This window comes from Streptomyces sp. NPDC012510 (assembly GCF_042955065.1).
Classification (GTDB): domain Bacteria; phylum Actinomycetota; class Actinomycetes; order Streptomycetales; family Streptomycetaceae; genus Streptomyces.
In genome coordinates, this window is the sequence record NZ_JBIBEN010000037.1 from 27,820 (window position 1) to 51,735 (window position 23,916).

At 70.4% G+C, this 23,916-nt stretch carries 18 protein-coding genes and 2 pseudogenes; 8 read left to right on the forward strand and 12 right to left on the reverse strand.

All coding sequences use genetic code 11. The features are described from left to right. Together ACFY9I_RS40160 and ACFY9I_RS40165 are read left to right on the forward strand one after the other, a co-directional pair. Positions 1-349: hypothetical protein (locus ACFY9I_RS40160; protein ID WP_391011863.1), on the forward strand; the 349-nt coding region annotated here is incomplete at its 5' end. 347 nt (positions 350-696) lie between these two features. After that, positions 697-1,074 (forward strand): hypothetical protein, encoded by a 378-nt coding sequence (locus ACFY9I_RS40165; protein WP_391011865.1) that lies wholly within the window; start codon positions 697-699, stop codon positions 1,072-1,074. 219 nt (positions 1,075-1,293) lie between these two features. Here the strand turns inward: ACFY9I_RS40165 and ACFY9I_RS40170 are convergent, their stop codons facing one another. Next, a complete protein-coding gene (locus tag ACFY9I_RS40170) occupies positions 1,294-1,665 on the reverse strand; it encodes a restriction endonuclease (RefSeq protein ID WP_391011866.1) in 372 nt (123 codons plus the stop codon). Between ACFY9I_RS40170 and ACFY9I_RS40175 the strand changes: the two genes are divergently transcribed. Then, on the forward strand, positions 1,654-2,157 hold the full coding sequence (locus ACFY9I_RS40175) for a GNAT family N-acetyltransferase (protein WP_391011868.1): 504 nt from the start codon (positions 1,654-1,656) through the stop codon (positions 2,155-2,157). The genes ACFY9I_RS40170 and ACFY9I_RS40175 overlap by 12 nt on opposite strands. Positions 2,158-2,303: 146 nt before the next feature. Here ACFY9I_RS40175 and ACFY9I_RS40180 read toward each other — a convergent pair whose 3' ends face one another. The 9 genes and pseudogenes from ACFY9I_RS40180 to ACFY9I_RS40220 form a co-directional block, all read right to left on the reverse strand. Next, positions 2,304-2,723: a hypothetical protein gene (locus ACFY9I_RS40180; protein ID WP_391011870.1), complete on the reverse strand. Its 420-nt coding sequence runs from the start codon at positions 2,721-2,723 to the stop codon at positions 2,304-2,306. A gap of 67 nt (positions 2,724-2,790) precedes the next feature. Then, positions 2,791-3,584 (reverse strand): annotated as a pseudogene (istB, locus tag ACFY9I_RS40185) (IS21-like element helper ATPase IstB). A gap of 101 nt (positions 3,585-3,685) precedes the next feature. Beyond that, positions 3,686-4,936 carry an IS21 family transposase gene (locus ACFY9I_RS40190; protein WP_391011872.1) on the reverse strand — a complete coding sequence of 417 codons (1,251 nt, stop codon included), beginning with the start codon at positions 4,934-4,936 and terminating at the stop codon, positions 3,686-3,688. Between the two features lie 531 nt (positions 4,937-5,467). Further along, a complete protein-coding gene (locus ACFY9I_RS40195; protein WP_391011873.1) occupies positions 5,468-6,337 on the reverse strand; it encodes a TniQ family protein in 870 nt (289 codons plus the stop codon). Positions 6,338-6,396: 59 nt separating this feature from the next. Then, complete coding sequence (locus tag ACFY9I_RS40200; RefSeq protein WP_391011875.1) at positions 6,397-7,431, reverse strand: TniB family NTP-binding protein; 1,035 nt, start codon at positions 7,429-7,431, stop codon at positions 6,397-6,399. Next, positions 7,428-9,522, reverse strand: a pseudogene (locus ACFY9I_RS40205) (transposase). The gene ACFY9I_RS40200 and the pseudogene ACFY9I_RS40205 overlap by 4 nt, the downstream one beginning before the upstream one ends. Continuing rightward, complete coding sequence (locus tag ACFY9I_RS40210) at positions 9,516-11,480, reverse strand: transposase (protein WP_391011876.1); 1,965 nt, start codon at positions 11,478-11,480, stop codon at positions 9,516-9,518. Before ACFY9I_RS40210 ends, ACFY9I_RS40205 begins: the two are co-directional and overlap by 7 nt. Then, the gene (locus ACFY9I_RS40215; protein WP_391011878.1) at positions 11,477-12,316 is read right to left on the reverse strand and encodes a TnsA-like heteromeric transposase endonuclease subunit; all 840 of its coding nucleotides are present in this window, start codon (positions 12,314-12,316) and stop codon (positions 11,477-11,479) included. Before ACFY9I_RS40215 ends, ACFY9I_RS40210 begins: the two co-directional genes overlap by 4 nt. 240 nt (positions 12,317-12,556) lie before the next feature. Then, positions 12,557-13,942 carry a DNA-binding protein gene (locus ACFY9I_RS40220; RefSeq protein WP_391011879.1) on the reverse strand — a complete coding sequence of 462 codons (1,386 nt, stop codon included), beginning with the start codon at positions 13,940-13,942 and terminating at the stop codon, positions 12,557-12,559. Between the two features lie 304 nt (positions 13,943-14,246). Between ACFY9I_RS40220 and tap the strand changes: the two genes are divergently transcribed. From tap to ACFY9I_RS40245, 5 genes are all read left to right on the forward strand, one after another. Further along, positions 14,247-16,496: a telomere-associated protein Tap gene (gene tap, locus ACFY9I_RS40225; RefSeq protein WP_391011881.1), complete on the forward strand. Its 2,250-nt coding sequence runs from the start codon at positions 14,247-14,249 to the stop codon at positions 16,494-16,496. A gap of 6 nt (positions 16,497-16,502) precedes the next feature. Further along, complete coding sequence (gene tpg / locus ACFY9I_RS40230; protein WP_391011883.1) at positions 16,503-17,060, forward strand: telomere-protecting terminal protein Tpg; 558 nt, start codon at positions 16,503-16,505, stop codon at positions 17,058-17,060. Between the two features lie 324 nt (positions 17,061-17,384). Beyond that, the gene (locus tag ACFY9I_RS40235; RefSeq protein WP_391011884.1) at positions 17,385-17,633 is read left to right on the forward strand and encodes a hypothetical protein; all 249 of its coding nucleotides are present in this window, start codon (positions 17,385-17,387) and stop codon (positions 17,631-17,633) included. Further along, on the forward strand, positions 17,611-18,186 hold the full coding sequence (locus tag ACFY9I_RS40240; RefSeq protein WP_391011885.1) for a sigma factor-like helix-turn-helix DNA-binding protein: 576 nt from the start codon (positions 17,611-17,613) through the stop codon (positions 18,184-18,186). The genes ACFY9I_RS40235 and ACFY9I_RS40240 overlap by 23 nt, the downstream gene beginning before the upstream one ends. Beyond that, positions 18,186-19,172 carry a hypothetical protein gene (locus ACFY9I_RS40245; RefSeq protein ID WP_391011886.1) on the forward strand — a complete coding sequence of 329 codons (987 nt, stop codon included), beginning with the start codon at positions 18,186-18,188 and terminating at the stop codon, positions 19,170-19,172. The genes ACFY9I_RS40240 and ACFY9I_RS40245 overlap by 1 nt, the downstream gene beginning before the upstream one ends. Before the next feature lie 240 nt (positions 19,173-19,412). Here ACFY9I_RS40245 and ACFY9I_RS40250 read toward each other — a convergent pair whose 3' ends face one another. After that, complete coding sequence (locus ACFY9I_RS40250; protein ID WP_391011888.1) at positions 19,413-22,145, reverse strand: Helicase associated domain protein; 2,733 nt, start codon at positions 22,143-22,145, stop codon at positions 19,413-19,415. Then, positions 22,142-23,407 carry a hypothetical protein gene (locus tag ACFY9I_RS40255; protein WP_391011890.1) on the reverse strand — a complete coding sequence of 422 codons (1,266 nt, stop codon included), beginning with the start codon at positions 23,405-23,407 and terminating at the stop codon, positions 22,142-22,144. Before ACFY9I_RS40255 ends, ACFY9I_RS40250 begins: the two co-directional genes overlap by 4 nt. Positions 23,408-23,916 lie beyond the last annotated feature (509 nt).

The following is a 23,916-nucleotide window of genomic DNA, read 5'->3' on the forward strand; positions in this document are numbered from 1 at the left end:
TCCGGAGAACCAGAAAAGGCCTGGAGAGCAAAAAGCGTCTGGAGAGCAAAAAGCGTCTGGTGAATGCATTCCGATCCCAGGTGTAACAAATATCCCGCCATATTCCGGTCCGAGTGCCGAGAAGACGCCAAAAGATCAGCAAATCGAAACGAGGTTCATAACTCGCCTACATGAATCTGGCGTAGGGAACGTCACTACAGTGGAATCGGGCACCAAGCGAGAGCTTGATGAGCGTCAATATAACGAGAATATGAAAGCGTCATGGGAGATGGCTAAGGGGGTTATTAATATCTTGTCTCAGCAGCAGAAAATGCAAGAAAAAATGGAATCCGCTCGCGGGCAAAAGTGATCTATAGTCGCGGAATGCCCACTTGAAGAGAGGTTCGCATGGGCACCACATGGATCTGTGAGAACTGCGGAGGCCAGGTCGCCGCCGGCGCCCGTGTGTGCACTCACTGTGGTCACGCCGCATCACCTCCGGTTCCGCACACACCGCCAGATGGCGACTTCCTTGGCGGCGGCGCGTGGGACCCATCTCCTCAGCCGCCAATCGGGGCTCCGCAACGTGAGCCACCCCGGCCATCACCCGAGGCTCCGAGACACGGTTCGTGGCAGCCGGCCCAGCAGGGCGACCACAGCTCGACCCACACGATCGGTCGAGGCGAGGCCATCGAGGGCATGGTGCGAGGCGTGCAGATGAGGACCGAGCAGGGCAGCAACAGCGACACCAAGTCTGTGTGGACGTTCAGGCTGGAGCGCTACGACGATTCTGGAAAGCGCGTGATGCTCGTACCAGTCGAGATGCGAGGCATCGGCTTCGAGGGGTCGATCCACGACGGTGATTGGGCACGCGTGAGCGGTCGCATGCGCGCCGGAACGCTACATGCGAAGCGCCTTCACAACGTGACGACGGGCGCCGACGTCCGTGCCACACGGACACCGAAGTGGCAATTGATCCTCGCCGGTGTCTTCATCTGCATCATTGTGACGATCATCCTCTTGGGGTGGATAGGTGTGTTCGCAGGCGAACCCGCGGGTCCGCCTGACGACTGGCCTTCCGAGGATTTCCCGTGAGCGACGACCTGACAGCGGCGAGCCTGGACCACATCCTCAGGGCCCGATCGCAGCCTGAACCGCTCCGGGATCGATGGAGGCTCAGGACTGACCCGAGTTGGGTGGAGTCGGCTTGTTTGGTTTCACGGCGGCAAAGAGTCCCGACGCCCTGGCAGCCCGAGTGACTGGTGCGCACGAGGGAGCCGTCCTGACAGCCACGGCTGAGACCGGAGGACAAGGTCAGACAAGGTCTCCCACATGCCATTCCGGCGGGAGACGCTTGAGGCGCAGCCGTGCCTCGATACCCAGGTGTTCATGCAGGAGAGCCTTCAGGGCCCGGCCGTCGACAAGATCGATGCGCCCGGAGCGGGCGGCGAACGCATGGCTGCTCGCTCCGAACCAACTGGTGGTGACCAGGATGCCCCGGACGGCCTGCACGTCCAGCATCTGCCCGGCTAGAGCGTGAACCGTCTCGAGCGGCACTACGTGCTGACTGCACCGTGTCTGCAGCACCCAGCATTCGCCGGAACGGGGCCTGTCCCGGAAGACTGCGGTTGCTGCTCCCGGCCCGATCAGATCCCGGGGCCCCTCGGCAGGGTAGTGCAGGTGCATGTAGAGGCGTTGGACAAGATCGCTGATCGATCTTCTGTACGGCGCTGGATCGAACTGCTCGCCTCGCCAGAGGTGCACACATACCTTGGCGGCCCTCGCCCGCGTGACGAGCTTGAGCGCGAGACGCCCAAAGTGCCCGAGCAGTGGCCCGGAAGTTTCGTCGTTGATCTCGACGGGGCGATGATCGGCCAGATCCTGCTCAGGAGAGCAGCGGAGCACCATCGCCCGGCTGCCGCAGGGAAGGCAGATCTCGGCTACCTGTTCCTGCCGCGGGCGTGGGGATTCGGGTATGCCGCCGAAGCGTGCGCGGCGGCACTCGACTGGTTCGACGGCGTCCTTCCCGGCGAGCCGGTGGTGCTTGCCACCCAGACTTCCAACGTCGGCTCTATGCGCCTCGCGGCGAAGCTGGGGTTCACCGAGGTAGAGCGGTTCCATGCCTGGGACGCCGAGCAGTGGCTCGGCTTGCGGTCCCCGGTCACGTCGTCCGCTTGAGCTCGTGCTCGACGGCGCGGAGCCCCAATGCGGCAGGCACTGCTAGGACGGAGCCCAGCGCAGTCGAACTCGTGGACGAAGCCACGTTGTGGGCCCGCCGACCGTCAGGTCGGCGGGCCCGGTGATCGGTGACGGTCAGCCGATGCTCACTGGAGACGTCTGAGCGGGACGATGTCGGTGACGCGGTTGGTACTCGTGGGGCGGGCGGCTTCCTGAGTGGCGAGCAGGGCGACGATCGTGACGGGCTGGTCGCAGTGAGGACAGTTCCGGATGGCCGTTGGTGCCAGTGGATCGATGGTTCCGGTGGCCGCCGGCTGCGGGGCGGACGGAAGGGCTCGGGGGTGTTCGCCGAGGCGTCGTGCTCGTTCTTCGTCGCGGGTCCGGTTGCGTTGCCTTTCCGACTCGCGACGGCACTCGGGCGAGCAGTAGATCTGGCGGAGTCGGGGGTTCGCGGTGAAGATGCCCTCGCAGACCGGGCAGGTGTGGGCAGCCAGACTGGCGGGAGCGCGTCGGTGGGCGGCGCTCTTGCAGCGGGGAGAGCAGTAGATCTGTCTCGGGCTCGGCATGAACTCACCTTCACAGACTGGGCAGTTGGCGGGCCTGGGGGCGAGCTGGTCGTCGTTGTGGGTCGGGTCAGGAGACACGTGCGTTGACTCCCTTGCGCATGGCGTCGGCCTGGTTCTGGTGGCCGCGAAGCCGGTAGGAGGGTCCGTCGATGCCGGCGACGGCAGCTCGGTGCAGGAGCCGGTCGAGCATGGCGGCGGCGACGGTGGCGTCGCCGAAGGCTCCGGCCCAGTCGGCGATCCCGACGTTGGTCGTGAGGATCGTGCTGGACTTGAGATACCTCTGGTTGATCACCTGGAACAGGGCCGAGGCGCCGTCCTCGGGCAGCGGCAGATAGCCGAGCTCGTCGATGATCAAAAGCTTCGGGCCTGCGAAGAAGCGCATGCACGTCTTCCAGCGCCTTCGAGGGCGGCCTTGTGGCACTTGGCGGCGAGTTCGGCGGCGGTGGTGAAGTAGACGCGGTGGCCGGCGTCGGCGGCCGCTCGTCCGAGGGCGACGGACGGCATGGTCTTGCCCACTCCGGGAGGGCCGCCGAACAGCACGTTGGAGGCATCGTCGAGGAAGCGCAGGGTGGCCAGGTCGCGGATCAGCTTCTCGTCGACGCCGGGCTGGGCGGCGAAGTCGAAGTCGGCCAGGGTCCAGGGCTCGGGCAGGCAGGCGAACCGTTCCCGGGCGGCGAGTTTGCGGGCTTCGGTGGCCTCGACCTCGATCTCCAGGAGCCGTTCCAGGGCTGCGGTCAGTGACATCCGCTCGGTGCGGGCCTGGTCCAGGACTCTGTTCAACGCCTCTGCTGCGTCGTTGAGTTTGAGGTAGGACAGATGGCCTCTGAGCTGCTGGAATCGGCGGGCTTCACTCACCTGCATCGGTGACGTACTCACCACGGACTCTCCTCCTGCTTCGGCGAGGGGACACTCCGCAGCCGGTCGGCCACGGCGGCATAGTGGTTCAGGTCGATCACGACCCGCTAGGCTGAACTGCCTGCGGCCGGCCCTTCGCGCAGACGCTCGGCTTCGGCCAGGGCTGCGGCCGACGGCGGTTTGCGGACCTTGGTCTTGCAGGGAGCCCGGTCGGAGAACGACGACAGCACCGCCCTCTCCAGCGCGATGACGTGTCCGTCGTCCCGGACGGTCTGTCCGGCGCCTCGCGGGGCCCGGCGATGGCAGGCGACGACGGCCCGGCCGGCGGTGACGATCCGCAGGTCGTCCTCGCCGAGCCGGTGCAGGATTTTGACCTGGACGCCTGGCAGACCGGGCGGGACGGAGTAGAAATTGCCGTCGAAGGCGACCAGGCTCTGCGGGCTGACGGTCCGCTCGACCTCCAACTCGGCCGGGAACGGCCGCACCGGGATGTCGAGCAGGGGCTCGGCCTCGGCGAGCTCGTCGACGGTGGTGACCGCTGCGTCGATCCGCCGCCGCCGGTCATCCATCCGGACCGAGAGCTTGTCGACCCCAGACTGGGCTTGCACGACCGTGAGGCCGTCGGGAACCGTGCGCCACCAGCGTTGAGCCGCCGAGTGGTTGGCCTTCTCCACCACTCCCTTGCGGTTGCCGCGGCGGGGCGGGCAGATGTCCACCCCGACCCCGTAGTACTTGGCGACGGCGGCGAACGCCGCCGTGACCTGACCGCTGGAGGGATAGCAGATGGTGGCCATCCGGTCGAAGCGCCATCGGCGGGCTGTCCCGCCCAGCTTGCGCATGACATCGTCCAGGGCCTGGACCAGATGGGGGAAGTCCTCCGACTCCGCCAGCACCGCCCTCCACCGGCCCGAATGCGCGAGAGCCCCGACCAGCAGATGCGCGTGCACACCCACCCCCCATCCTTCGGGAGGATCGGGCAGCTCCAGCCAGTCGAACTGGATCTCCTCGCCCGGCGGATGCGCGATCACCGCGACGTTGCGGCCGGTCGAGGCATGGCAAGGCTCGCAGTGCGGCCGGACGCGATAGCGGCGAAGGGCGCGGGTGAACGTCGAGTACGCACCCTCATAGCCGAGCCCCACCACCTGGTCGAACAGCGTGGATGCCCACAAGTGCGGGTCGTCAGCAAGGCGCTGCCGGCAGTACGGAAGGAACGGCACGAACGCGTCGGGCGCCTGACGCCGCTGGCCGGCGGTCCGCTCACCATTCAGATAAGCCCGGATCGTCTTGCGGTCCCGGCCCAGATGCCGGGCGATCGCCGAGATCGTCCATCCCTGCCGACGCAGTGCATGAGCATCCACGTCTTCCTCCCGCGTAAGCATCCAGGCCCCCGAGCAGGCCGAACTTGCGCACGCAGGCTTTCCGGACTAATCGCCGGATACGACGACACACCGGGCAAGATCACACGATGGATGGGGAGATCAACAGAGCAGGTTTGCCCCACCCCTGAGCAGCAAGTGGGGAGATTCAAGAAGCGTCATCAAAGCCCGGGAGCCGTACTGGGCCCCGTGGTCGGAGTGGAACACGGCGCCGTCCAGGCGCCCACGGGTCGAGGCTGCCATCCGCTGTGGCGTAGCTGTTGCGCCTGATTATTGATCTTGTTTGTGGCCTGGTGTTGCTCAGTTGTACTGAGCGGTATGCCTGTTCCGTGGGGGAGGCTTACGCGGGGCCGTGGTGCCGATGACGGGCGGTACGTGGGCTGAGCTGGGTGTATGGCTGCGCAGCGAGTTGAGCGTGGTGGCGGTTTTTGCGCAGGGTAGTTGGCGCGTCTATAGATACGGGAGTTCTCGGCCGGTCTGCTGAGGTCAGGGCGGTACGGGTATGTGGTCGGTTCAGCGGGTGGCGAGGCGTTGCCAGAGCAGGTCGTGGTCGGCGGGTGCGAGGCGGGGCAGATGGAGGCGGTCGGCCAGGTCGTGGAGGAAGGCGGTCTGCTGTGTACGTGTTAGGGGGTGCGTGGGCAGGCGGTCAAGGGGTGCGGCGAGGGTGAGGGTCTCCGGGTAGGTGATCAGTTCCCGGCAGGTCAGGGCTGGGGAGGCCGGGCTCGGGTAGATGTGGGGGTTGGCGGCGATGAGCTGGTGCAGGCGCATCCGCCAGCGCTGGTGCAAGTGTTGGCGGTGGTCGTACCAGCGTGTCGTGATTGTCGATGCCCAGCTCAGGGAGACTGGTGTCGCCGGGCGGCGGGCGTGAAGGTGGGCTTGGGTGAGTTCGGGGACAGCTCGGATGTCGAGGGGCGCGGGATGCCGGGGGTCGCTTGAGGCTTGCTGGTGGCGGGTGCAGATCATGATCCGCGGCAGGCCCGGCGACGGGTGGATCCACGCGGAGGTTGCCGTGTGCGGGCTGCGGCGGATGGTGCATGCGGTGCAGGCCGGTAACGGCTGCAGGGCTGGCTCGACCACATGCCAGTGGGCGGTGGCCGTGCCGTGCGCACCGGTGTTGGCCAACGAGGGTGCGGGCGGGCGCAGGTGGGGCAGGGCGCGGGTGAGGTGTGTGAGGGGGATGCGTGTGAAGCCGGAGAGGCGGCGGGCGGCTTCGGTGCTGAGGTGGATCTCGGCGGCGGGCGGGGCGTGCTCGGTGCCGGTGACGGTGGTTGCGAGTCCGTCGAGGAGCTGGGCGGGGCTGAGGCGGTAGGTGGCGGCGAGGCGGGTGAGGTAGGAGGCGGTGGCCTCGCCGGGCAGCGGCCGTACGCGTAGCGGGCCGGGCACGGACGGCCACATGGCGGCGGCCCGCACCGGGGGCGATGGCCTGGTTGCGGCCGGGGAGGTCACCGGCTGCTGGGGCGGGTATGGCGGCGGGCGGGGTTGCGGGGCCGGTAGTGCTCTTCGGCGAGGTGGTCGAGCGCGATGCCGTCCAAAAGTGTCTTGGTGATGCGTTCGCTGCTGTCGAGAATGGCTTCGATGGCCGCTTGGCGGATCAGGCGGGAGAGGCTGCCGATCCGGCCGGCGGTCCGCTCGTGCAGATAGGAGGCCAGCTTCGGCAGGCCGCCCGCCCGGTGGGCATGCAGGTCGAGGGCCTGCTCGAGGGAGGCGATCAGCTCCCGGAACGGCTCCCGCTCGCCGGCCCGGGCGGGCAGCGCCCCGCAGTCGATCAGAGAGGCGCGCCCGGCCAGCTGCGCCCCGCGCACCCCGGTGAACACGGCGCTGTCGGTGACGTCGATGCCTGCATAGACGAACGTGGCCCGCACGCGTTCGGTGAGGTCTTTGAGCCAGTCGGCGGCCTCGGAATCGCTGGAGGTGCGCGGGTTGAGCCGGTGGATCTCGTCGATCAGCACGAGCTTGACCCCGGCTGCGGTGTAGGTGTGGCAGACGGCGGTGGTGATCTGCGCAGTGGTCATGCGGGTGGTGACAGGGATGCTGAGGTAACGGGCGAACTCCCCGGCCAGTGTCTTGGCGGTGGCGCCGGGCGGCACCAGCACGTAGGCGACGGGAACGCTGTCGTCGCTCGGCGCGGCGCGGCGGGTGTGGGCCAGGTGGCAGGTGCGGCCCACTTCGAGCAACGCGGTCGTCTTGCCGGTCGTGGCCGGTCCGGTGACGATCAGGGACGGGCGTGCCGTGACGCTCTGGTGGCGGCCGAGGATCATCAGGGTGCGCACACTGCGCGAGAGGGCTTCGATGGCCGGGGTGCGCACGGTGACGAACTGCGAGTGGTAGGCCAGGCGTTCCTCCGGCGAGCGGGGTGCCTGGCCCGGCTGCGGCGGCGTGGGCGGTGCGGTGGCGGCGAACCGGGCGAAGGCGTCGAAGGTGGTGACCGCCCCTGCGGACGTCTCCTCGGCGGGGGGCGTGGTGTCGGGGCTGGTCACCAGTGTTCGGCCTCCTCGAAGGCGTCGTACAGCGCGAATCGGGCGGGTGGCGGGGAGTCTTCATCACTGGCTTGGCTGTCGTCATCGTCATGGGCGCTGGCGCCGACGGCGTCGAGACTGTCCTCGGTGTTCTGGGCGGGATGCTGAGCCGGCGGTGTCCCCGGCGGGGAGTCCGAGGTCTGGGACGGGGTGGCAGCCGCTGCCGTGCTCCCGGTCAGGGGGCGGCCGCGGCGCAGGATCTGGTCGGAGGCGTCGGCGAGGGCGGCCTCGTGTGCCTCGCGGTCGCCGCGCCGGCCCAGGGCGGCGCGGATGTGACGCCAGGCGGTCTCGCCCATGGGGGCGTGGACGTGGTCGCGGTGGATCCACGGGACCTCGTGCAGGTGTCCGTCGGGCAGGCGGATGTAAATCTGCCGCACGTCGTGCGGGTTGAGGTGGACCTCCCACTTGCCGCCGGGGCCGGTGGGGGAGGGGCGGCCGCGGTGTTCATTTGAGGCAGGCGTGGTCGTAGGTGCGGTGGTTGATGCGGATGCCGCGGCCGGTTATGGGGTGGAAGCGCACGGGCAGCAGTTCCAGGTAGTCGGCGCCGGTCAGCGGCAGCGGCACGTACCCGGACGCGCCCAGCAGCGCGCCCCACATCTCGTTCGGGGTGAGGGCCTTCTTCGGCAGGACCGGATGGCGCAGGCCCTCGTGGGGGCGGTGCTGCCAGCGGGCGGTGACCCACTCATCGAGCAGCTCCTGCAACTGGACCACGGTGAACCGCGCTTCGTCCTCCACCGCCTCGCCACGCTCAAGGATGTGGGAGCCGGTGTAGCCGGCGATGTGCTGGGCGACGAGCGTGTTGATACTGCCGAAGGTCCGCTCGACGGCGCCTTTGGCGGCCGGCGAGCGGGGCGGCGTCGGCTGCACGCTCACCCCCAGGGTCTCGCAGGCGGCCAGGAAAGCAGCGGAGACGAAGATGGCCCCGCGGTCGATGACGATCGTCTCGGGCACAACCGTCGGCCGCGCCGCCGCCTGCTCCAGCCGCGCGTCGAGGGCGAGCAGCCGGTCGTAGGGGACGGCGGCGTGGGCCAGGCGCAGATGGTCGGGCCAGCCGGGCCGTGCGGGATGGGGCACGGCCATCTCCGCCAGCAGCAGGGCGGCGTCCACGGCCTTGGTGCCCTCCTCGCGTAGCACAGCCGCCACCACCGAGCGGGTTGCCACATCGAGAGCGATCGTCAACTCCGGGCGCACCGGCTTCCCGTCCTCGCCGACGGCCATCACGTCGAGGCGGGTGGTGTCGACCTGCACCAGCTCGCCCGGCCGCAGTGCCACCGTCGGCGTGTACGGCCGTACCGGTGTGGTGGTGGCGGTGCGGGCCGGCCGTCCGGGATGCTCCAGAGGGTCGGCGAGCACGCGCACCAGCCGGTTGAACGTCGATGGCGGCGGCAACTCCATCACGCCCGGCCCGTGGGTGTCGGCCAAAATCTGTCCGGTCAGCTCCCGCAGCCCCTTCAGCGTGCCGGTGGAGCGGCCGCGCTGGCGGCGCAGTGCCTCCAGCACGGCGGCCACCACCCGCTCATCGGCCCGCCCTGTCGCACGCGACGGCTTGCGGCGGGGGATCAGCCCGAGCAGGCCGCTCGCGTGGTAGCGGGCGCGCATGCGGCGCACGGTGGCCCGGCTGACCTGCGGCCAGCCCAGCCGGGCGAGTTCGTCGGCCTTGGCCTGCTCCCGCTCGGCCATCGACCGCCGTGCCGGGTCGTATTCGGGCCGGGGCGTCCCGCCGCTTGCCGGGCCGCCGGGCAGCCCGGTCTCGACCTCGCGGATGTGCCGCTGCCAGGCCAGGGCTCGCTCGCGTTCCCGCTCGGGCACCGACTCCAGCAGTCCCCACGGCGGCACGGCGGCGGGGGAGTCCATCACGGCGAAAGCGGGGTCGGCGAACAGGAAGGAGGCGAGCACGGAGGCGGTCTGCCCGTGCTCATCGACGAGGCGCACCGACGCCCCGGCCACGGCGGCCACCTGCCAGGCGCGGCCCTCGAACGTCACGTACGCCCCAAGCTTGACCTGCCGGTGCCGGGCGCCGGCCACCGGGCGGCCGCCGTGTGCGCTCACCACAGCTCGGCCTCCGCCTGCGGGTCGTACACCCCAGACCCGCCGGTATCCCGGGCAATGTGACCACCGCCACCGCCGCCATCAGCGTGGTGCACCGTCATGGCGCCGGCGATCCCCTCCACGGCCGCGACGTCTTCGGTGCGCCCTGCCTCACCGGAGCCGTCGGTCGTCTCGCTGCCTGGCTGTGCGCCCGCGCCGCGGCGCGCAAGGACGCCGCCGGTGCGGCGCCGGACCATCTCGTCGAACGGGCGCAGGGTGTGCTCGCCCTGTGCCCACCCGACCGCGTGGAGCAGGCCGTCGGGCAGCCGGACGAAGACCTGCCGCGGGTCGTGGGGATGGTGGTGGACCTCCCACCGCTGGCCGCGGCCGCGGTGTTCGTCCAGACACGCATCGTCGTAGCGGCGCCCGCCCAGCCGGATCCCGGAATCGGTGAGGGCGCACCGGCGCGCCGGCAGCAGTTCGCCGTAGTGCTGCCCGGCCAGCGGCAGCGGCACGATCCCGGCCGCGCCCAGCAGCACCTCCCACATCTCCTTGGGGGCGAGCCCCGCCCGGGGCAGCAGCGGATGGCGCAGCTGCTCCTGGGGGCGCTGGTGCCACCTGACGGTGATCCATTCGTCCAGCAGGTCCTGCAGCTGCGGCATGCTCCAGTACGCCCCGACCGCCTCTCCCGCTCCGCATGCTTCTTCCGCCGTGGTGGCGTGCCGCGCGAACAGGCCGGCGAGGACATCCAGCGTTCGCATGGCGCCGCGCTTTGCGCCCGCCGTCCGCAGCGGGGCCGGCTCCAGGCTGATGCCCAGGCTCTCGCACACGGCCAGGACAGCGGAGGTGACGGCGGCTGTGGACTCGACGATGAGCGTCTCGGGCACGGCCGTAGGCCGCGCCGCCGTGGCCTCGATCCGTGCGGGCAGTGATACCAGCCGCCGGGCTGGCCCGCCCGCATGGGCCTGCTCCAGCAGGGCTGGCCAGCCCGGGCGCTGAGGCCTGGGCACGGCCATCTCGGCCAGCAGCACCGTCAACTGAACCGGCCCGTCCTGCTGCGGGTGCAGCACGGCGGCCAGCACGCAGCCGCTCGCCGCGTCCAGTGCCGCCGTCACCGCCACCGGCACCACACCCCCGTCCTCGCCCACCGCCCGCAGACCCAGGCGGGCGGTGGCGATGTGGACCCGCTCGGCGGGCCGCAGCGCAGGCGGCGGGCCGCCCGAGCGGGCCGGGCCGGTGGCGGTGCGCGCCGCACTGCCCGGCGGCTCGGCCGGATCCGCCAGCGCCTTCACCAGCCGGTACAGCGACGAGCGGCCGGGCAGCTTCACCCGGGCCGGCCCGTAGGTGTCCGCCACGATCTGCTCGGCCAGCTCGATGACCTGCAGGGTGGTTGTCTTCGACCGGCCGCGGCGCTGGCGCAAGGCCTCCAGCACGGCGGCCACCACCCGCTCGTCGGTACGCCCGGTGGGCGAGAAGGTGCGCAGGTGGCGCTTGTCGACCAGTCCCCACAGCCCCTGCCGCTGGTAGACCAGCCGCATCCGCTGCACCGTGGTCCGGCTGGCCCTGGTCCAGCCCAGCGCGGCCAGTTCACGTGCCTTGACCTCTTCCCGCTCGGCGAGGGTGAAGCGCTGCGGGTCGTATTCGGGCCGGGGCGTCCCGCCGCTTGCCGGACCGCCGGGCAGCCCGGTCTCGACCTCGCGGATGTGGCGCAGCCAGGCCAGGGCCCGCTCCTGCGCGGCCAGCGGCACCGTCTCCCACAGCGCAGGGGCCGGCGGCCCCGTGGCCGCGGGACCGGTCACCGAGAAGCCGGGCACGGACACCAGATGGGCGGCCAGCACACACCCGGTGGCCCCGTCCTCGGCGACGAGGTGCACCCGCCCGTCGACCAGGCCGGTCACCTGCCAGGTGCGGCCCTCGAACGTGACCTGAGCGCCCACCTCAACACACCGCCCACCAGGGGCGGTCACCACGTGCTTGCTCAACTCTCCTGCCGCTCCTGCCGTTTCCCGTCGCCTGTGGCCGGGCCGGGCGTCATGAGGGTGTGCTCGCCCAGCGGCCGTGTCAGGTCCGCGGTCAGCCGCCCGCTCCACAGCGCGTGGTAGAGCACCGGCAGAGCGGTGAGGACCTCGCCCGCCGCCGCGGCCCCGGCCATCAGCGGCCGTTCGGCGGCGAATGCCTTGAGCACCGCCTGCTCAAGTCCGCCGGCGTCGCGGTGGCGGGGGTGTCGGTAGCCGGCCAGCCACCGCACGTTCGCCGCCACCACTGTCTCGGGCGGCGCCAGGCGCCGGTAGGTGAACCCCACCGCCTTACACGCCGCTTCAAGCACGGCGGCGGCGCGCTCGGCCCGGCCGGCGGCGGGCGCCGTCGTGGCGGGGCAGTCGGCGAGCAGCGCGCGGCCGTCGGCGTAGCGGGCGAACAGCTGGGGCACCCATGTCAGCGTCCGCCCGCTGTCCGAATCCCGCCAGATCAGCCGCACCGGCCGCGCGGACAGGCCGACCACCTGAGGATCGCGGTCCAGGAGTATCAGCTGCATGCACATCGCCTGCGAACCGTGCATCACATGCCGCCCGGTCGTGGCCGACCACCACCAGCCCGGCCCCCACCGCCGCCCCGGCACCACCGGGAACGCCGCCACCGGCGCAAGCTGCTCGAACCTGACCGCGACGGCGGCCTCCACCCAGCGGCGCTGCACGAGCGTGCCGTCCACTCCGGCGAACTCAGCCTCCACCGCACCCGGTTCCGGCACCCGGCAGGCGTTGCCCGCGACGGCGGGTAAGCCGGTCTGCGCGTCGCTGTCCTGGCTGCTGTCGATGATCACGAACTCCACATAACGCCATGCCTGTCCTGCCGCGCAGGCGAACCGGCTGGTAACCCCAACTGCGGCGCGCAGTAAGCCCGTTGGGGTGCACGCAGGGTCAGGATGCCACCCGGACGCACTGGTGTCAGTGCGAACTCCTGCACTTTCCGGCTGCCTGGCCGCCCTCCTTCGTGGTACCGCCCCGCCGCACCCAGAGCGGACCGTGGTGCCAGGGCCGTTGCACGGCCGCCGCCGGGTGCGTCAGTCTTCGCTACGGCCCGTGGCGAGCACCCGGGACAGTTCCTCGGCGGGCAGGCGCGACCACCGGGCCACCTCCTCCAGCGCCACCCCGGCCGCGACGGCCGCGGCGGCGGTATGCAGCACGGCCCGGTCGACCAGCTCGGCACTCTGGCTGAGGTGCTCCAGCAGCGTGCGGGCCACCTCGGCGGTGGTGCCGCTCTGAGCGCCGCGCAGCTGCGCCAGTTCCTCGCGGGCATCGTCGAGCAACTGCGTGATGTGGAAGCGGTGTTCGGCAGAAACGGTGCCACGCCACCGGGTGCCCGAGCCGCCTGCCTGTGCCTCCGCCGCCATGACACGCAGCTGACCGGCCATCGTTGCGGGCTGCTGTTCCCGCTTCAGCTGCCACGGATCGTCCCGCCATCCCGGCGGCCCGCCGCCACGGCGGGCACGCACGATCGCACTCCTCCAGCCGCTCAGCGGGCCGCCGTAGTCGGCCGCGACCAGAGGCCCCAGCCAGTCCCGGTCCACCCGCTCACCCAGCCGATGGCAGAACAGGTCGTCCCCGCCCCGCAACCGAGGCCGCGTCCCCCCACTTGCGCGCCACGCCAGCTCGGCCATGGCCGGGTCCAGCAGCGCGTCGGCCACGGCCACCACCTCGGGGAAGACGACCGCCTCCCGTCCCACGATCCGCCACCGCTTCAGATCCGTCCCGGCGTTGCCGCCCGCAACCTGGTGCAGCCGCCGCGGCCAGATCGCCTCACGCTCCCAGTGCAGAGCCTGCTCCCACCACCGGGCCACCACCGCATGCGCCAGCGCGAACACCCGCTCCGGCCCGGCCCCCGTCCGCACCGCCCGCCGCGCCACACCGGACCACCGCCGCTGCGCCTGGACAACCTCTGGCAGATCCCGCAGACCGAGGTGCTCGAGCGGCTGGTCGGCATCCGCGTCCAGCAGCCACCGCCCGTGCCGCACACACACCCGCTGCCACCGGGGCGCGTACCGCACGACCCGCACGGCCGTTCCCGTACGCCGCACTGTGCACAGACGGCAGCCGAACGCCACCGGCCCGGCGACCGCGCCGCTGATCCGCCACGCCGCCGCCGGCCCCTCGGCCTCTGCGGGCAGCTTGGAGTCCTCCTGTCCCCAGGACGGCAACGCCCGCGCCAGGACGTCTTCCTCGACGCCGCACAGGCCTGCCAGGAGCCGCCGTCCGGCTGCGTTCAGCAGCACCTCGGCATCAGCCCGTGCGCCCCCGCCGTCGTGACTAGGTGGGTAGTTGCGCCAGTGCCAGCAGGAGCGCAGAGTCTTCGCCTCCATCCCGTACCGGCCCGCGATGCGGCAGATCAGCGACGAGGTCGTCTCCCCCTGCAGGGGAGCTGTCCGCAGGAGGCCGGGTTGATGGGTCACTCCACCACGGTCTCGTGTTCGCCGTTCCGGCGGGCGATTTCGCAACGGATGCCCAGCGGAATCAGCCGGTTCCCCCGGGAACGGCTGTGGAGAGCTGTTCCCTTTCGCAAGCTGCTTCTCACCTCTTCCCCACTGCGGACCGCAGCGCACGGGATCCCCGGTGCCGCGAGGACGGGACCACAGGGCGCTCCTGCATCGAGGCCTACCGCAAACGCGTTCCGTACGCAGCGCGTACGGAAGACGTACGCTATACATGCGCGATGCGTACGGTTTATGGGCTAGGGTGTTGCTGAGGAGGTGTTTCATGTCTGAGTTGTTCGATGCGGTCGATGCGCTGGTCGCGTCCCGCGCCACGCTGCCGCCCCCGGCGGAGCGCAAGCGACTGCGCCAGGCGCACGGTCTGACGCTGGACGAGGTGGCTGCTGCGTTGAAGGTGCGGCGTGCGACGGTCGGTGGCTGGGAGGCCGGTAGGACCGAGCCGCGGCCACCGGAGCGTGACGCGTATGCGCGGATGCTCAAGCAGCTCGCGGAGCTCTACCCCGCCCCTACCAACTCCGCCGCACCCGAGCAGGACACGGCGGTGCCCGAGACGTTCACCAGCGAGCCCGCCCTCGCCCCCGCTCCGGAGGTCCGGACCGCCGCGGCGCCGGTCTCCGAGGCTGCGGCCATGACTGCAACCGAGAACACCCAGACCCCCGCTCCGGTTGTCGCCGCTGCTCCGGTGGCTGCGCCCAGTCCGGCGGGCACCACCAGGCCGTCGTCGACGTCGCGCCGCCCGGGCGCGAAAAAGGCCGCCCCGGCGAACACCCTGGCCGGTGGCGCTGATCCGCGGTTTGAGAATGGTCCGCTGGCGGTCGTCGACGTCGAGGACGGCCAGGCGTACGCGTACTGCACGGGCGGCTTGGTCCTGGACGTGCCCGCCAAGTCGATCCCGGCCCTGGTCGACTGGACGCTGAGGGAGGGGCGGCTCGGGGCGCCGAAGTTGTCGGGTCCGGGCAAGGACGCCGATCCGCTGCTGGTGCTCACCGAGGCCGCGCTGGAGCGTTACGGCCTCCCCATGGTCCTCACGGATGAGGAGCGGCATGCCGGGCGGATTCCGGAGGGTCACAAGGTCATCAAGCAGCTGGTCCGGGCGGAGTGGAAGCTGACGAAGCGCGGGTTCGGGCCGTGGGCGCGGATCTACCGCCCAGCCACGGGTTCGGAGCGTGCGTGCGTGCAGTTGTGCATCCCGTCGTGGAACGCGCTGGACACGCGGCACTGGGGCGATGCCGCACAGCTTCCGCCGGCGGACCTCGCGCGGGTGCTGGGTGTGTACGCGTCCCGGGTGATGACGCCGCGCGGATCGACCGCCGTGACGGGCCTGGAGCTGATGACAGCCCTGCACCCGCCGACCCGCGCCTCCGAGCCCGACGCGACAGGGAAGCGGCACTCCGAGCACAACCCCGGCTCGCTGGGCAAGGATCCGGTGGACTGCGCACCGTGCGAGGCCCCCGACGGTCACCCGCTCCTCAAGGACCTGCCCCGGTTCCACGTGCGCCGCCCGGCGGAGAAGTTGTTCGAGGAGGCGTACGACTGGGCGCGGCCGATGACGGATGCCGAGTGCACCCTGCGGCACCTGGTGGGCATCGACGTGAACATGGCCTTCGCCGCGGGCGCCAACGGCCTGGTCGTCGGCCTCGGTGCGCCGACGTACGTCAAGGCGCCGGTGTTCGATGCGAAGCTGCCCGGCTCCTGGCTGGTGGACCTCTCCCATGTGGATCTGTCGAGGGTGCAGGTCGGCAGGGACAAGTGGGCGGACCTGGACGCACATCTGCTGCCCAGCCCCTTCACGCCCAAGGGCGAGCGCCCTGAGGGCCCGGCCTGGTACGCCACGCCCACCGTCGCGTACGCGGTGGAGCTCGGCTACGACGTCGCGCCGATCGAGGCGTACGTCCGCTACGAGAGCGGCCGTTACCTGGACGCCTGGTACAACCGGCTCCGTGACGCCTACCTCGCCACGATGGCCGACCTCGGCGTCGACGCCGACCTGGCACCGGCCGACTTCCTCGCGGCCATGGACGGCTACCGCGACCGTGACCCGGAGCTGGCGATCGTCGTCTCAGCGGTCAAGGCGACGGTGAAAGGCGGCCTGGGCAAGCTGCGTGAGCGCCCTCGCGGCGAGGGCTGGAAGCCCGGGCAGCCGTGGCGGGCTCTTTCCCGTCCGACGTGGCGGCCGGACATCCGCGCGGCGGTCATCTCCCGCACGCGGATCAACCTCCACCGGAAGATCGTCAAGCACGCGGCGTTCACCGGCCAGTACCCCGTGGCGGTTCTGTCCGACTGCGTCGTCTACGCGGCCGACGGCACCAGTCCGCTGGACTTCTTGCCCTACCGGGACGGCAAGCCGCTGCCGGGCGGGTTCAAGCTCGGCATCAACCCGGGCCTGGTCAAGTGGGAGGGCACGCAGAGCGTCCTGTGGGGCGAAGAGGTCCGCGAGCGGTTCGACGCCCCCGAACTCAACCTCGCCCGGTACATCAAGGACGGGCAGGTCACGGACAAGGACAGCGGGGAGTAGCAGGCGATGAGCATGTTCGGGGACGGCCTGGAGGCGGCGGTGCAGCGGGCGTTCACGCGCCCGGTCCCGAAGTCGGCCGGCGTCCAGATGCGGTACCTGGTCAAGCAACTCAAGGGCACCAAGGCGGTCGCCCAGATGCTGCGGATCTCCCAGCGCACCGTCGAGCGGTACGTCAAGGATCAGATCAAGAAGCCCCGTCCGGACCTCGCCGCCCGCCTGGAGCGCGAGGTGAAGGCCCGCTGGCAGCCGCAAATCCGCGCCAAGGCCCGGCAGAGGGCGGCGACGACCGGCGGCATCGTCATCGACACCCGCGCCCGCATCGGCTACACCGCGCCGATCGGGTCCACGGACCAGGACCGCATCCGGCACCTCACCGTCGCCCTGCCCCCGCAGTACGCGGCCCGCCTCTTCGACGCCCAGGGGGCCGGCGCCAGCGACCAGGAGCTCCAGGAGATCGCTGCCGAAGCGCTCAAGGAGGTGTACTTCCAGGACGGCGGCCGCCGCGCCGGAAGCCTGGAGGAGGTCCGCTTCACCGACATCGAACACCTCGACTTCGACCTGTAGATCTCGAACGCCCGCGAGCCCTGTCGGCTGCGATGTGACTGACAGCTTTCAGTCGGCGAGCCTGAGCGGTGCAGTTGGCTCCGCACCTGCGTCGGCAGTGTGAATCTGGCCGGCCACCCTCCAATGCCCGTCCTGCGGCGTGCACTTCAGGAGCACACATTCGCATGACGATGTGCTGCCGCCCTACCCCCAGCCGTCTTCCCGCGCGGGGCCAGCCTCGTGACCAGGCAGATGTCACAACTCCTGGGAGAAATCGCACTGTTGAGGTGCGCGAGGTGCGTGAGGGTGGGCTGAAAGCCTGTACGGGAAAGGGAAGGGTGCGGAATGGAGCCTGTGATCACCGCAGCGGTGGTGACCGTGGCCGTCAGTGTCATCAACGCCATGGTGAAGATCGCTCAGCGGCGGTTGAGCGTGTCTGTGGAGATGGCGCGCATCAGTGAGGCGGCGCAGACCGAGAGGGTCCGCTGCCTCACTGGGCGGTCCGCCGCACCGGCCCCCCACCGTGACGGCCGCGAGGCGGAGCCCGCCGGCCGGAGCGGGGGTGGCGAGCGTGGACGACGCCGTCAGCACTGACCTGCACCTTGCCGAGCCCCTGGAGACAGCTGCCACCCCGCTGCCAGGTATCCAGCTCGCCGGGGCCCTGCATGACGAGCAGTATCCCGCTCTGCTCCGCTTCCTGCTGTTGCAGGGAGCGTCCTGGGCAGAAGCCCAGGACGCCGCGCAGGACGCCTTCACTCAGATGTGCGCGCCAGGCGTCACGATCACCTACCCTCGCGCCTGGCTGCGCACGGTGGCATGGCGGTCTTGGGTAAGCCAGCAGGTGAAACTGGAAGAGACCTGCGCGGACCTGCCCGAACCGCAGCTCGGCCTGCGCTGGCAGACCCCGGCCCACGCCGCCGAGCTGGGGGAGGAGGAACGCCAGGTGATCTCCCTTCTTCAGCATTTGCCGGCCAAACAACGAGCCGCAATGGCCTGGCATCTGGACGGTTTCACCACCGAGGAAAGCGCACGCGCGATGGGGACCACTCAGGCGGCCGTCCGCCAGAACCTGGCCCGCGCGAGAGCCGCACTGAAGCAAGGCCTGCGGCTGGAAGGCCGGTTCATCGACGAGAGGAGGAAGACGTGATGGGCAGCGATCCCCGCGCAGCGGAAGGAAACGGCCGACACGACGACGACCTCAACGCCCTGCTGACAACTATGCACCGGCGGCTGGGCATCGCCGTTGTGGACCGCCTCAACGCCCACGGCGGGCCGCCCGAACTGCGTACCCCGGACCTTGCGCTGGACCGCCTCCTGGCAGCGACCCACCGCGCCACGGGGAAGGCCGTCAGCCGCCGCCTGTCCAGGGACGACTACGCCGCTCAGCGCAGTTCCGCACTCCAGGCGAGTCTCGGGCCCCGGGGCCACCTGGCCCGCCGCCCTGCGACGATCCGAGTGAAATACCGCGAAGGGGCACTGCGCTTGGTGCACAACTACTGGCCTTTCGACCTGGCCGAGGCCATGCGCACCGCTGCCCGCATCGTCCAGGACCTGTGTGACCTTCTGGGCGACAGCGCACAGCCGCTGGGCCGTGCCGACACTGCGGTGGAACAACTCCGAGAACACCTTGAGGGCATGTCCCGGCGGCCCCAATCGCACCGGTCCCAGGCTGCCCTCAGCGGCCTGGACTACCTCAACGCCGTCGAATCCGCCCTCGCCGACCCGGCCGAGCGCCTCGCCAACGACCTGCACAGCATCCGGGAACTCCTGGAGGAAGAACTGGCCCCCTCCGTCACCGCACTCCAGACAACCGGACACGCCTACCTGTTCGGCGTCGGAGCAGTCGCCCAGGACCTCATCGACGATCTGGCCCACGGCTGTGGGCATGCCGACGCGCTGGCCAGAGTTGTCGCAGAAGTCGAGCGGGCCAGCAACGACTTCGTCGGAGCAGACCTCACCAGCGCCAAGCTGGACGACGTGCCCCTGGAAGGAATCCTGTGGGACGCAACAACTCTATGGCCGGCACAGTGGGAAACCCGGGTGCGCCGTGCCTCACTGCCGTCCGATGAAGAGCAAGGAGTCCTCGTGGTCGCGGCCGAGGGATGCGACTCTGTGGTCCACGCCGATGCGTAGGACGTCTGATCGGCGATGCTGCGTCCAGGTCGGAGCTGTGTTGCCTGTGTCAGGCGACGGGGATGGCGCTGGCCGTGCTCGCCAGGGATTGCGTACGTGCAAGGGATATGTGAGCCGTCTTCGAGCTAACTCGTCCCGGACGACGTGCCGTCCGGGACGCGCGCAGAGCAGTTGCCGGTCCACGAGTAGCGCGGCTCAGGGTGAACCTGATCGCACAGGCCTGAGGCTCGCGGCAGTGGCTCACTCTCTGCCGGGCCGGACGGGACCGTCGTCCAATGTCGCCGTGCCGCTGGGCGGGGCCGGCACCGCCGCCTTCGCCCAGGGCACACCCAAGGCGGCGAGGGCGGCCTGCTGTTCGGAGGTGAGCTTGTCCCACCTGGCACGAGTGTTCGAATTCCATACGCCCAGCTTCACGACCACCGGCTCCGCCTCGCCGTCGACCATGATCTGCTCGCTGTGTCCGCGCGGCGTGGGCCGGTCCGGGCCTTCCCGTTCGACCCACTGCGCGAGGGCGGCAAGGCCGCGCTGGAACGCCTGTTCCGCCTTGCTCGAACCCTTCGCCGTACGCTTCGCTGACGGGGCGGGAGACGGCGCCTCAAGCGGCTGTACGCCCAGCTTGGACAGCCGCTCCTGCTGCTCGGTCGACAGCTGCGCCCAAGTAGCCGGCTGGGACTGCCGCTGGAGCCACCGCCCGATGTCATCGCCGTCCATCAGCACGCCCGGCTGGATATCGGGCAGGCTGCCGTCGGCGTCGACCAGGTCGGCGAGGTGGCGGTAGTGACGCTGCCAGTCCAGCGGCCACGGGCAGTTCCAGTCCGGGTCGATCGCCGCCAGCTGCTGGGCGCGCTCCGCCGCCCGCTCCTGGTCTTTCCCGAGGCCGCCCTTCCGGCGCAGATTGGCGACGTGCTGACCGACCGGCACCATCGCCTCGCCCTCGCCCCACACCTGGTCCTGACGGGGAGCAAGGTGGCCCGTGGCCTGCCGGTAGGAGCGCAGCGCGGCGAGTTTGGACTCCCACGCCTCATCGCCCGGCTCCCACACCATCCCGGCCTCCGGCGCGTTCAGCAGGATCTTGCGCCGCTCCTCCAACTCCCCGGACCGTAGTGCCTTCCGCTGCTGGTGGACCCACCTGCCCAGCGGAAACGACTTCGTGACCCCGACCTCGACCTCAACGTCGTAGGGAACGGCGTAGAGGCCGGTGATCTTGTTCTCCTTGCGCCAGCGGAGCAGGGCCTGGTAGCCCTCCAGCCACACCAGGGACTCCGGCCGGTAGACCCGGGTGCGCAGGAAGGCCGCGATGGTCGCCGCGTCGCGCGGGCTGGAGAAGTGGAGCAGGGCCGACTCGGCAGCGGCGTCGGTGTCGTCCTGCTCCTGGTCCTCGCCCTCGCCGCCGGCCCCGACGATCTGCCCGTCTTCATCGCGCCGGACGTGCACCTTGCGCTTCCCGCTGCTCAGGGCACGGGAGGCGAGCTGCTCAACGAGTCGTTCGTCATGACTGCGGAGTCCTTGGAGGACCGCTACAAGGGGGCGAAAACTGGCGCTGGCGACCATGTCGGTGGGGTCCTCGCCGGGCTCCAGGAAGATCGGCACGATGATGCGGGCGATCTTCGTGCTGCCGTCGCGGTTGAGCCGGAGCGCGCGGCCGATGTTCTGAACGATCTCCACCTGGGAGCCGCGGGTGTCGGCGAAGCAGATCGCCTCCACCCCGCGCTCGCCGGTGATGTCGACGCCCTCCCCGAGGACCCGCACGGAGGCGAGGAACGCGCGGTGTACGCGCCGGTTGTTGGCGTCGATGCCGTTGGCGAACTGCCGCAGCACCTCCCGGCGTTCGCTGACAAGGTGGTCGCCGCACAGCCACGCCGCCCACACCCGGTCCGGCGGGACGTGGCGGCCGGCCTCCAGGCCGTAGAACTCCGCGTCGATCGACGACGCGGGCAGCTCCCTCTCCGCCTTGACCATGGTCTCGTCATCGGTCTCGGTGACGTACAGCTCGGCAGCGGTCTTCGGCAGAGCCTCCGCGAACGCCGCCGCCTCCTCCACCTTCTGATGGAAAGTCATGGTGGTCCGCAGGTTGTACGCCGCCGCGTGCTCCAGCAGGGCGGTCTGCAGCAGGGCCAGGCGCCGGCCTCGCTGCGCCTCCTCCGATTCCCCGAGGACCGGGGAGGGGTCGCGGATCTCCAGGACGTCGATCTCGAACGGGGCGAGGATTTCCCGCTCGATCGCCTCCGACAGCCCGAGTTCAGCCCCAGGCAGCCAGGCGCCGAACGTGCCGTCCGGGTCGTCGGCCATGCTCGCGATCTCCGCCTCCTGGCCGTCGGCGCCCTTCTGCGGCCGGGGCGAGGCGAGGATGCGTGGGGTGGCGGTCAGATACAGCCGGAAGTCCGCCGGGATCCGGGCGTTGTCGTGGATCGCAGCCCACGGCCTCCCAAGATCACCAGTAGTTCCGTGGGCTTCGTCCACGATGGCGAGCGAAAAACCGTCCATGCGCTGGCCGTACAGGCGCTCTCCGCCCGCCAGGGCGGCCTCCAGCGGCCCGCGAACGCGTCCCTGGCCCATCGGGTCCTCGCGGTCCACGAGAGAGGCGTACGTGGCGAACACGATGACCGGCCCGTGCCCGGCCCACAGGGCGAGCTGGATCGGGTTGGTGGTGGTGCGCACCCCCAGCTCGTTCAGCACCGGGTCGTTCTCCAGCGAGCACACCGCGACCATGGGGGAGCGGTGGCCCACCGCCCGCCACGCCTGGGCGGTCTGCACGAGCAGGTCCAGGGTCGGCACGGTCACGAGGATCCGGCCGTCCGGGAAGCATTCCAGCGCACTCGCGGCAGCCATGATCGTTTTGCCTGACCCGGTCGCTGACACGATCGTGCCACGGGCACCCTGTGGGGGCACGGATGACCTTGCAGGGAATCCGACCCACCTACGAAAGGCCGACTTCTGGTCGACCTGATGTTTCTTGAGTGGAATCCTGCTCATCGTCCGTCCCCCTCTCCCTCTCCTGTGTCGTACAGCCAGGCGTTCTTAAGCCTTTCCAGCGGGTTGTCCTCTTGGCTTTCCCGCGCCCATACCCCGTCGAGCCAGAGCGGGCTGTTGTCGATCCTCTCGCACAGCACGAAGCAGCCGGGCAGGTCGATCAGCACCAGCTCGCCTGCGAACATCCCGTCGGGCCCGTAGCGGTGCCACAGCCGCTCCAGCAGCGCCCGGTGCTCGTGTAGGTACGTCTCCAGGGTCTGCGGGTAGGCGTTCCGTTCCGTCGTGGGCACGGCCCGCAGGGCGATGCCCACGACTTCCCGGTCCGATTCCTGGTCCCATTGGTCGGAGCTGGTGCCGGTCACGGCCGCGTAGTGCTGTCTGCAGACGTCCAGGACGCGCTCGACAAGTTCCGCCGACGCCTCGCCACCCTCTGCTTCGTGGGCTGAAGGCCGGCCCCCGCTCACCGGCTGCTCATCGGGATGGTCACCGGTACGGACGGCCGTCTCCAGGGTCAGGCCGTAGTGGTCCAGGTAGGCCAGGAGGAACAGGGCCAGGGCGCGGCCGGGGTCGCTGGCGTGCTCGATGTAGGGCTGTTCGCTGGTCCAGCCGAACGTGGCCTGGTGGGGCCGGGGCTGTACGCCGTTGGTGTGCGGGTCGGGGAAGACGACGGCGCGGGTGAAGAAGTCGTCCAGGCGGCTGACCAGGTCCGCATCCGGTGCCTCCGGCTCACGGCCGCGCACGGCGGTGGTGGCGTTCTCCAGGATGGTGGTCAGATACCGCCGGCGGGCCTCCTCCTGCTGCCGGAGCTCGCTGTCCGGGCTGTCCTCCACCACCTCCACCACGCGATACAGGCCCTGGTCCCCGTACAGACCGCCCGGCTTCTCCAGCCGATCCCGGACCTTCGCGAGAGCACCCTCGACCGACCGCCCGTAGGCGTAGTTCGTCAGCAGGGCAGCGCCCGGGTGCTCCGGATCGGTCCGCTGCCCCACGATCCGGTAGCGGTGTACCCGCTCCGGCTCCGCGGCCGCACCGCTCTCGCGCGCCTGACGCTCCTGCTGCGCTTGGCGCCAGCGGTGTACGTCCGGGTCGTTTTCCGGGGAGTAGGTCTGCCACCCGTCCTCGGTCATCAGAGTCCAGATGCGCTTCAGCTCGTTGCGCCGGACCGCTGCCAGCCGGTCCTCCGTGCTGAGCGGTTGGGGCTGGTCCTCCCGATCCTCCGGGCCGCCAGCGGCCACCCAGAGTTCGTGAATCTGCCCCACCGTCATTCCGGTAACCTCACGGTGAATTTCCTTCCGCGCCTCATAGCGCCTTTCGAAGCCCAGCGGATTCAATGCGCCCTCGCTTCCCGCGCCCCGTCCGGGTGGTTGGGGGTGTCCCATGTTTCCGCCAACGGTACATGCTGCATCAACCAGATGCACCCACTACACTGGAACCCACACGAACGAGCGACCCCCACCCCCTCACGGCCAGCCCGGCCCGCGCCAGCGGGCCCCGAGGTTCTGGAGGCGCAGCCGGAAGGACCGTCAGGCGGGGGAGCGCAGCGGACCCGCCCCAGAGTCCGCAGGACTCCCCAACCACACACCCGCCTAGCCGCACCTGACATGCCCTCAGCGGGCGAGCGCGCACCGCGCGCCGCGCCGGACGCGCAGCGGCCGGCCCCACCAGATCCCGAAGCGCAGCGAAGGGATCCGCCCACGCATCGCGTGGGCAGCGGGAGCGCAGCGACCGCCCCCCCTTGCACATCGCGCAGCGATGTGGTACCCGCTCCGCGGGG

What these genes read in the sequence shown, in the direction of transcription:
- ACFY9I_RS40180 (WP_391011870.1), bottom strand. Translation starts at nt 2,723, where the DNA reads ATGCCGAGCCCGAGACAGATCTACTGCTCTCCCCGCTGCAAGAGCGCC.
- ACFY9I_RS40235 (WP_391011884.1), top strand. Translation starts at nt 17,385, where the DNA reads ATGGAGCCTGTGATCACCGCAGCGGTGGTGACCGTGGCCGTCAGTGTC.
- ACFY9I_RS40245 (WP_391011886.1), top strand. Translation starts at nt 18,186, where the DNA reads ATGGGCAGCGATCCCCGCGCAGCGGAAGGAAACGGCCGACACGACGAC.
- ACFY9I_RS40250 (WP_391011888.1), bottom strand. Translation starts at nt 22,145, where the DNA reads ATGAGCAGGATTCCACTCAAGAAACATCAGGTCGACCAGAAGTCGGCC.
- tpg (WP_391011883.1), top strand. Translation starts at nt 16,503, where the DNA reads ATGAGCATGTTCGGGGACGGCCTGGAGGCGGCGGTGCAGCGGGCGTTC.
- ACFY9I_RS40170 (WP_391011866.1), bottom strand. Translation starts at nt 1,665, where the DNA reads ATGCACCTGCACTACCCTGCCGAGGGGCCCCGGGATCTGATCGGGCCG.
- ACFY9I_RS40255 (WP_391011890.1), bottom strand. Translation starts at nt 23,407, where the DNA reads ATGACGGTGGGGCAGATTCACGAACTCTGGGTGGCCGCTGGCGGCCCG.
- ACFY9I_RS40165 (WP_391011865.1), top strand. Translation starts at nt 697, where the DNA reads ATGAGGACCGAGCAGGGCAGCAACAGCGACACCAAGTCTGTGTGGACG.
- tap (WP_391011881.1), top strand. Translation starts at nt 14,247, where the DNA reads ATGTCTGAGTTGTTCGATGCGGTCGATGCGCTGGTCGCGTCCCGCGCC.